Here is a 6,771-nt window from a genome sequence, read left to right as displayed (position 1 = left end):
AACGCGCTGTGTCTCTGTCGCCCGTTCCCGGCGGGTGGGTCGTCTTTCAAAATCGCCCCGATCAGCCGCCGTGCCATGTTGATCATCGGTCCCATGATGCCGGCATAGACCCTTTCGAAAGCCGCCGTCGGCTCCAACTGCTCGCGGATGATGAAGCGGGCCCAGGCCTCCGATTCCTTGCTGACGAAAAGGACGACCATTGTTTCGACGATCTCCGTCAGAAAGAGCCGTGCCTGCGACACATTCAACGGCGTGTTCGTTTCATCGATTTCTTCAAGATGGCGGCCGACGCGATGGCGGATGCCGGCGGCATGTCCGGCGACAATGCCCGCAAGGGATTCGGCCGTTGCGGTATAAAGCCCTTCCTTGCTGCCGAAGTAATAAGGGATGGCTTGTAGGTTGACGCCTGCCGTATCGGCAAGCTTGCGCGTACTAGCGCCGTCAAAGCCGTACCGGCCAAATACATCAAGTGCCGCCGCAAGCAGCCTCTCGCGGGTAACTTCGCTTCGGGATGCCTCGGTGTTTTTGGTGCCCGTTTCGTTCATGAGAGTTACTATATGGCGTTTCTTGATATCAGTCAATCGAATGAATTATAATGGCGTAAGTCATTGCACACGCCGCGACGCGCCGCTTTCCTCGGCGTTTCTTTCTGGCGGCGGGCGTGGATCGTTTACTTGAGGCCGACAATCACGGCATCTGTGGTGCTGGGGCCGACGATTTCCGCCAGTTTGCGGGCGAGATATCAGCCACGTTGTTTCGTCATATTGCGCAGCGAACGCGCCGTGCGGGCGTAGCGCCTGCGCCCGTCAGGGACGAGGCAACGGGTTCGCTGAACCCGTTGTTCTTGATATCAGCTCCGGGGCTTCGAATTTTCCGGATCGTAGAGCGGCTTGTAGCCGACGGCGACGACTTCGACGGGATAGGTCTCGCCGAAGTAATCGACCTCGAGCTCGCGACCCACCTGGCAATAGGACCAGGGCAGAAATGCCAGCGCGATATTCTTGCCGATGGTCGGGCCATAGGCAATCGACGTCGTATAGGAGCGGCGGCCGAGTTCGTCGACCAGCGTTTCGCCCGTGGCCGGATCCATGACCGGCAGTGAGCCGACCGGGTAGCGGGCAACACCGCTCGTGTCGACATTGTCAGTCATCACGAGCGTGCAGAGCATGGCCGGCTGGTGCTCGCGAGCCTTGTATTCCAGATGCTTGGACTTGCCGCGGAAGTCGGCTTCCTTGACCTTCGGACGGGCGAGGTCGGATTCGATGAGGTTGTACTGCGTAAGTAGGTCGGCGTTCTGCAGGCGCAGGCTCTTTTCCATGCGGCGGGAATTGGCATAAGTTTCCACGCCGAAGGCCATGACGCCGGTCGAGCGCAGCGCATCCCAGACAGAAAGACCGTCTTCGTATTTCATGTGCAGTTCCCAGCCCTGTTCACCGACATAGGAAATGCGGAAGGCCGTGACGGACTTGCCGGCGATCTCGATCGGTTTTATTGCCGCGAAGGCGAAGTTTTCGGGATCAAGGCCGGCCGGATCGGCGACGACCTTTTTCAGCGTTGCGCGCGCATTCGGACCCCAGATACCGATGGTGGTGTACTTCTCGGCCACCTCGGTGACGGTAACGTTGAACTCCTTATCCTCGGCGATGCGCTTCACGTAATGGAAATCGCGCGGGCCGGCATCGGCGCCGTCGATGACGCGGCAGCGATCGGCCATGCGGATCACGGTCAGGTCGGCACGGACCATGCCTTCGTCATCGAGGAAGTGCGTGTAGATGCCCTTTCCGACGTTTGCATCACCGCCGATCTTGGCCGCGCAGATCCATTCCATCAGTTCGACATGGTCCGGGCCCTCAACATCGAACATGTAGAAGTGGCTGAGGTTGACGATTCCGCAATCCTCGCTCATGGCGAGATGTTCAGCATTCGATACGCGCCAGAAGTGCCGGTTGTCCCACTCGTTTTCGCGAACCGGAACGCGGTCGCCATACTTTTCAAGCAGATGCTCATTCGCCTTGTAGCCGTGCGCGCGTTCCCAGCCTCCAAGTTCCATGAAATATCCGCCGAGCTCCACCTCGCGCTCGTAGAAAGGCGAGCGCTTGACGTTGCGTCCGGTGGCATAGGGCTCGCGCGGATGTATGGCGGGAAAGTAGATCTTCTGGGCCGCCTCGAATGTACGGCCCTCGATGAATTTTTCCTCGAGCTGGTGCGGATAGAAGCGTGCATAGTCGATACTGGCATGGTCGATCTCTGTGCGGCCGTCCGTCATCCAGTCGGCGATCAGCTTGCCGTAGCCGGGGCCGTCCTTGACCCAGATAGCGACGCAGTACCAGAGGCCGCGAACCTTCTGGCTTTCGCCGCAGGACGGGCCGCCAGCTGCAGAGACCTGCAGGCGGCCATTGAAGGAATGGCCTTCATTGTATCCCAGTTCACCGAGGATCGGGGTGAGCTCCATGGCGCGCTCCAGTGGCTCGAGGATCTGCTCCATTTCGAGGTCGCGTTGCGAGGGCGAGAGGCGAGCTTCATGCTTTTCCAAAATGTCGCGCGGATGGCAAAGGCGAGGATTGGTCGTTTCGTAATAGCCCCATTCGATCTGGCCGCCTTCGGTGGTCTTCGGGTCGCCGGTATCGCGCATGTAGGCGGAGTTGCCCTGGTCGCGCAAAAGCGGAAAGCCGATTTCCTTGCCCGTGCCTTCGAACTCGTTGTAGGGTCCGAAGAAAGTCAGCGGATGGTCGACCGGCATGACCGGAAGGTCTTCGCCGACCATTTCGGCGATCAGGCGACCCCAGATCCCGGCACATACGACGACATGATCGGCCATGATCGTGCCGCGATGAGTAACGACGCCCTTGATGCGGCCATTCTCGACGATCAGCGATTTGGCGGGCGTATTGCCGAAAACCTTGAGCTTGCCGGCCTTTTCGCCAGCATCGACCAACTTGCCGGCGACGGTCTGCGAGCGTGGAATGACGAGGCCGGCATCGGGATCGAACAGGCCTCCCTGAACCATGCTCTCCTCGATCAGCGGGAACTTTTCCTTGATCTCGGCCGGGCTGACATAATGTGCCCGGGTACCGAAGGCCTTAGCCGAGGTTAGCTTGCGCTTGATCTCTTGCATCCAGGTGTCGTCGCCGGTCCGTGCAACTTCCAGGCCGCCGATGCGGGCGTAGTGGCCCATTTTCTCGTAGAAATCGATGGAGTACTGCGTCGTCCAGACCGAGAGATAGTCATGGCTGGTCGTGTAGCAGAAGTCGGAGGCGTGCGCCGTCGAGCCGATGTCGGTCGGGATGCCCGACTTGTCGATGCCGACGATATCATCCCAGCCACGTTCGATCAGGTGATGCGCAATTGATGCGCCCACAATGCCGCCCAACCCAATAATTACAACTTTCGCTTTTTGTGGAAATTCTGCCATCACATGCACCCTCGAACTTTGTTGCGCCGAATCTAGTACACGCAATGACGCGACTACAGTCGATCCACGACATAAAAATGTAGCGATCCGCCAAATGCCTCGCCTGTTCGAGACATCCGCGGGCAGCCATTCTCCTGCACTCCGGCAAGGTACGCCTATACAGGCCAGCCGCGAGGTTCCGGATTCATTTTTTTGAACAGGCGGAGAGCTGCAGACCATGGATCTTCGCGCAGGGAGGCGAGAAAGTCGGCAGCTCAGTTGCAAGCTGCGACGATCGTCGTCGCTGAAGGCTTTTTTCACGCCGCCGAGCACTCCGGCTGGTTTCGAATATCACCTGCAGTTTGGGTTCGTGTACATTCTCGATGTCTTCGCGCAGGTCGCCTCGCTGATCATCGGAATTTTCCTATGAAGGTCGACCGGCTCCGTGCTGGCGGGCCCGACTCTTCCTATAACGCGCGATTCCCGATATCGAATATCGAGTAATCTATTTTTGATGGCGAGGAATGGAATATCAGGATCTTCTTTCCGGTTTTGTCCGGCCCACGTCCTCCATCACGCCGCAGAGGGCAATCTGCACGGCCTGTGGATGATCGAAGAACTGGCCCGGCATGGCTACAAAGTCAGCGCCGGGACGCTCTACCCCATGCTGCACTCCCTGGAGAAGAAAGGTTATCTGACCTCACGTATCGAACGCGTCGGCCGCTCGCACCGGCGGATCTGCAACGCTACACCCTACGGCCTTGTCGCTCTCGAAAAAACCAAGGAAAAAGCCAAGGAGCTATTTCGTGAAATTCTCCCAGACAACACTGCCTGAGTCTGCAGTCGAGCGCCCGCGTGGCAATCCCGGTGAAGTCTTTCGCGTATTCCTGAAGCTCGGGCTGACCTCCTTCGGCGGACCGATCGCGCATCTCGGCTATTTCCGGGACGAGTTGGTGGTGCGGCGCAGATGGATCGACGAGGCCGGCTATGCCGATCTCGTGGCGCTTTGCCAATTTCTACCGGGGCCGGCGTCAAGCCAGGTCGGCTTTTCGCTCGGTATCCTGCGCGGCAACGGCTTGCTTGGCGGGCTCGCTGCCTGGTTCGCTTTCACCATGCCATCGGCCGCCATGCTCCTGGTCTTTGCGCTCGGTGCCGCGGCTTTCACCGGACCCGTAGCAGAAGGCTTCCTGCACGGCCTGAAGCTGGTAGCCGTTGCCGTTGTCTCGCAGGCGATCTGGGGTATGGCGAAGGTTCTTACACCTGACCGCGAGCGTGCCGGCATTGCGTTGGCCGCCGTTGCGATCACTGTGTTCATCGGGGGAACGTTCGGCCAGACCGGCGCGATCGCACTTGGTTCTGTTGCCGGGCTCTGGTTTTGTCGCGCGGTCGTCCCTGTACAGGCCGGACGTCTCAGCTTCCCAGTCTCGCGCCGGGGCGGCGCGATCGCGCTCATCGTCTTCGCGGTCTTGTTCTTGGTCCCGCCCCTTATTGCAGGCTTCACTGGCCATGAGGCTGTCGCGCTGTTCGACGCCTTCTATCGCTCGGGCTCTCTGGTGTTCGGTGGGGGACATGTCGTGCTGCCGTTGCTTCAGGCGGAAGTGGTGACGCCTGGTTGGGTGACGAACGAGGCTTTTCTCGCCGGCTATGGCTTGGCGCAGGCAGTGCCCGGACCGCTTTTTACCTTCGCCGCTTATCTCGGCGCGGTTATGGGGCCTGCACCCAACGGGCTCGCCGGGGCGGTCATCGCCCTTGTCGCCGTCTTTTTGCCGGGCCTGCTTTTGGTTTACGGCATGCTGCCGTTCTGGGACGCGCTTCGGCTGCGAGCCGCGGCACAGGCCGCCATGCGCGGCGCGAACGCCGCCGTCGTCGGGATCCTTGGTGCGGCGCTCTACAGCCCGGTCTGGACGAACGCTGTACTCTCGCCCGTGGATTTTGCACTCGCACTCGCAGGGTTTCTCTTGCTTGTCGTCTGGAAAATGCCACCCTGGATCGTCGTCTTGGTGCTGGCAGCAAGCGGTGCGCTTCTCCATCCCATTTGAGGACCTTTGGGCAAGGGCAAGCATCTACCAATTATCGGGGGTAAAGTAACGAGAGCTACAACGGAGGAAAATTCCATGTCAGGCATCAGCGTGCGTTACATCGTTGACGACGTCGACGCAGCAGTCGATTTTTACCAACAGCATCTCGGCTTCTCGGTCGCGTTTCGTCCCGCGCCAGGCTTCGCCATTCTCACCAAAGATGGGTTTCGCCTTCTCGTAAGCGCAATGACCGGACCAGGCGGAGCGCCACAGGCGATGCCGGATGGGCGCAAGCCGGAGCCCGGCGGCTGGAATCGCATTCAGATCGAAGTTACGGATATAGAGGCGCAGGTCGCAGCACTGCGCCAAGCCGGCGCACGGTTCCGCAACGACATCTTGCAAGGAATGGGCGGCAAGCAAATCCTTCTCGAGGACCCCGCGGGAAATCCGATCGAACTGTTCGAAGCGCCGAAGAAATGAGCTTTGCCAAATGCGCAGCCAATGGAGCCCTCAAACGCTAGGGACATCGGAAGCGCTTGTGCGCTGATCCGGGATGGCGCAGGTCGCGCCGCCCAAAAGGCGCGAGCGGGTGAGAAAACGTTTCTCGCGCCCATTGTCGAGCGAAAACATGCCGCCGCGGCCGGGGACGACATCGATGATCAGTTGCGTATGCTTCCAGGCTTCGAACTGGCTGGCACTGATATAGACAGGCACGCCCCCGATCTCGCCAAGTTTCACATCTGTCTCCCCGACGCGGAATTCAGGTGACGGGTAACACATCGGCGACGACCCATCGCAGCAGCCGCCGGACTGGTGAAACAGGATATCGGGATGGTCGCGGCGGATTTCGCTAATCAGAACAAGCGCCGCATCCGTTGCAAGCACGCGTGGTTCACCGGTAACGGTCGTTTCCATCCTGGTTCCTTCATGCCGAAAAGCCTCCTCCCGAATAGGGAGAAGGCAGCAATTTATGACCAACCCGTTCCTCAGAAGAAGCCGAGCGCCTTCGGGCTGTAGCTCACGAGCATGTTCTTGGTCTGCTGGTAATGGTCAAGCATCATCTTATGTGTTTCGCGGCCGATACCAGACTGCTTGTAGCCGCCGAAGGCCGCATGTGCCGGATAGGCGTGGTAGCAATTCGTCCAGACGCGCCCCGCCTGGATCTCGCGGCCGAAGCGGTAGGCGCGGCTTCCGTCACGCGTCCAAACGCCTGCTCCCAGGCCGTAAAGAGTGTCGTTGGCGATCTCCAGCGCTTCCTTCTCATTCTTGAAGGTCGTGACCGATACCACCGGGCCGAAGATCTCTTCCTGGAAGATGCGCATTCTGTTATGGCCCCTGAGGATCGTCGGTTTGACATAATAG

6 protein-coding genes and 1 pseudogene are annotated in these 6,771 nt (G+C 59.6%); 3 read left to right on the top strand and 4 right to left on the bottom strand.

The genetic code is table 11. The features are described from left to right. Positions 1-545: CerR family C-terminal domain-containing protein (locus C9413_RS25485; RefSeq protein ID WP_170251067.1), on the bottom strand; the 545-nt coding region annotated here is incomplete at its 3' end. 305 nt (positions 546-850) lie between these two features. Continuing rightward, a complete protein-coding gene (locus C9413_RS25480; RefSeq protein ID WP_170251066.1) occupies positions 851-3,412 on the bottom strand; it encodes an FAD-dependent oxidoreductase in 2,562 nt (853 codons plus the stop codon). 503 nt (positions 3,413-3,915) lie between these two features. On the opposite strand from C9413_RS25480, the pseudogene C9413_RS25475 reads away from it, so the two are divergent. From C9413_RS25475 to C9413_RS25465, 3 genes and pseudogenes are all read left to right on the top strand, one after another. Next, positions 3,916-4,226: pseudogene (locus C9413_RS25475) on the top strand (PadR family transcriptional regulator). After that, complete coding sequence (chrA, locus tag C9413_RS25470) at positions 4,198-5,430, top strand: chromate efflux transporter (protein ID WP_223844136.1); 1,233 nt, start codon at positions 4,198-4,200, stop codon at positions 5,428-5,430. Before C9413_RS25475 ends, chrA begins: the two are co-directional and overlap by 29 nt. Before the next feature lie 75 nt (positions 5,431-5,505). Further along, entirely contained in the window at positions 5,506-5,889 is a 384-nt protein-coding gene (locus tag C9413_RS25465) for a VOC family protein (RefSeq protein ID WP_040115418.1), read from the top strand. A 30-nt stretch (positions 5,890-5,919) separates the two neighbouring features. Here the strand turns inward: C9413_RS25465 and C9413_RS25460 are convergent, their stop codons facing one another. Continuing rightward, positions 5,920-6,324: a DUF779 domain-containing protein gene (locus tag C9413_RS25460; RefSeq protein ID WP_040115419.1), complete on the bottom strand. Its 405-nt coding sequence runs from the start codon at positions 6,322-6,324 to the stop codon at positions 5,920-5,922. Positions 6,325-6,395: 71 nt separating this feature from the next. Beyond that, on the bottom strand, positions 6,396-6,771 hold a 376-nt coding region (locus C9413_RS25455), incomplete at its 5' end, for an aldehyde dehydrogenase family protein (RefSeq protein WP_170251065.1).

Source organism: Rhizobium sp. SEMIA 4085 (assembly GCF_013004495.1).
Taxonomy (GTDB): Bacteria; Pseudomonadota; Alphaproteobacteria; order Rhizobiales; family Rhizobiaceae; genus Rhizobium; species Rhizobium gallicum.
This window is presented reverse-complemented; position numbering and strand designations above follow the sequence as displayed.

What these genes read in the sequence shown, in the direction of transcription:
- C9413_RS25465 (WP_040115418.1), top strand. Translation starts at nt 5,506, where the DNA reads ATGTCAGGCATCAGCGTGCGTTACATCGTTGACGACGTCGACGCAGCA.
- C9413_RS25480 (WP_170251066.1), bottom strand. Translation starts at nt 3,412, where the DNA reads ATGGCAGAATTTCCACAAAAAGCGAAAGTTGTAATTATTGGGTTGGGC.
- C9413_RS25460 (WP_040115419.1), bottom strand. Translation starts at nt 6,324, where the DNA reads ATGGAAACGACCGTTACCGGTGAACCACGCGTGCTTGCAACGGATGCG.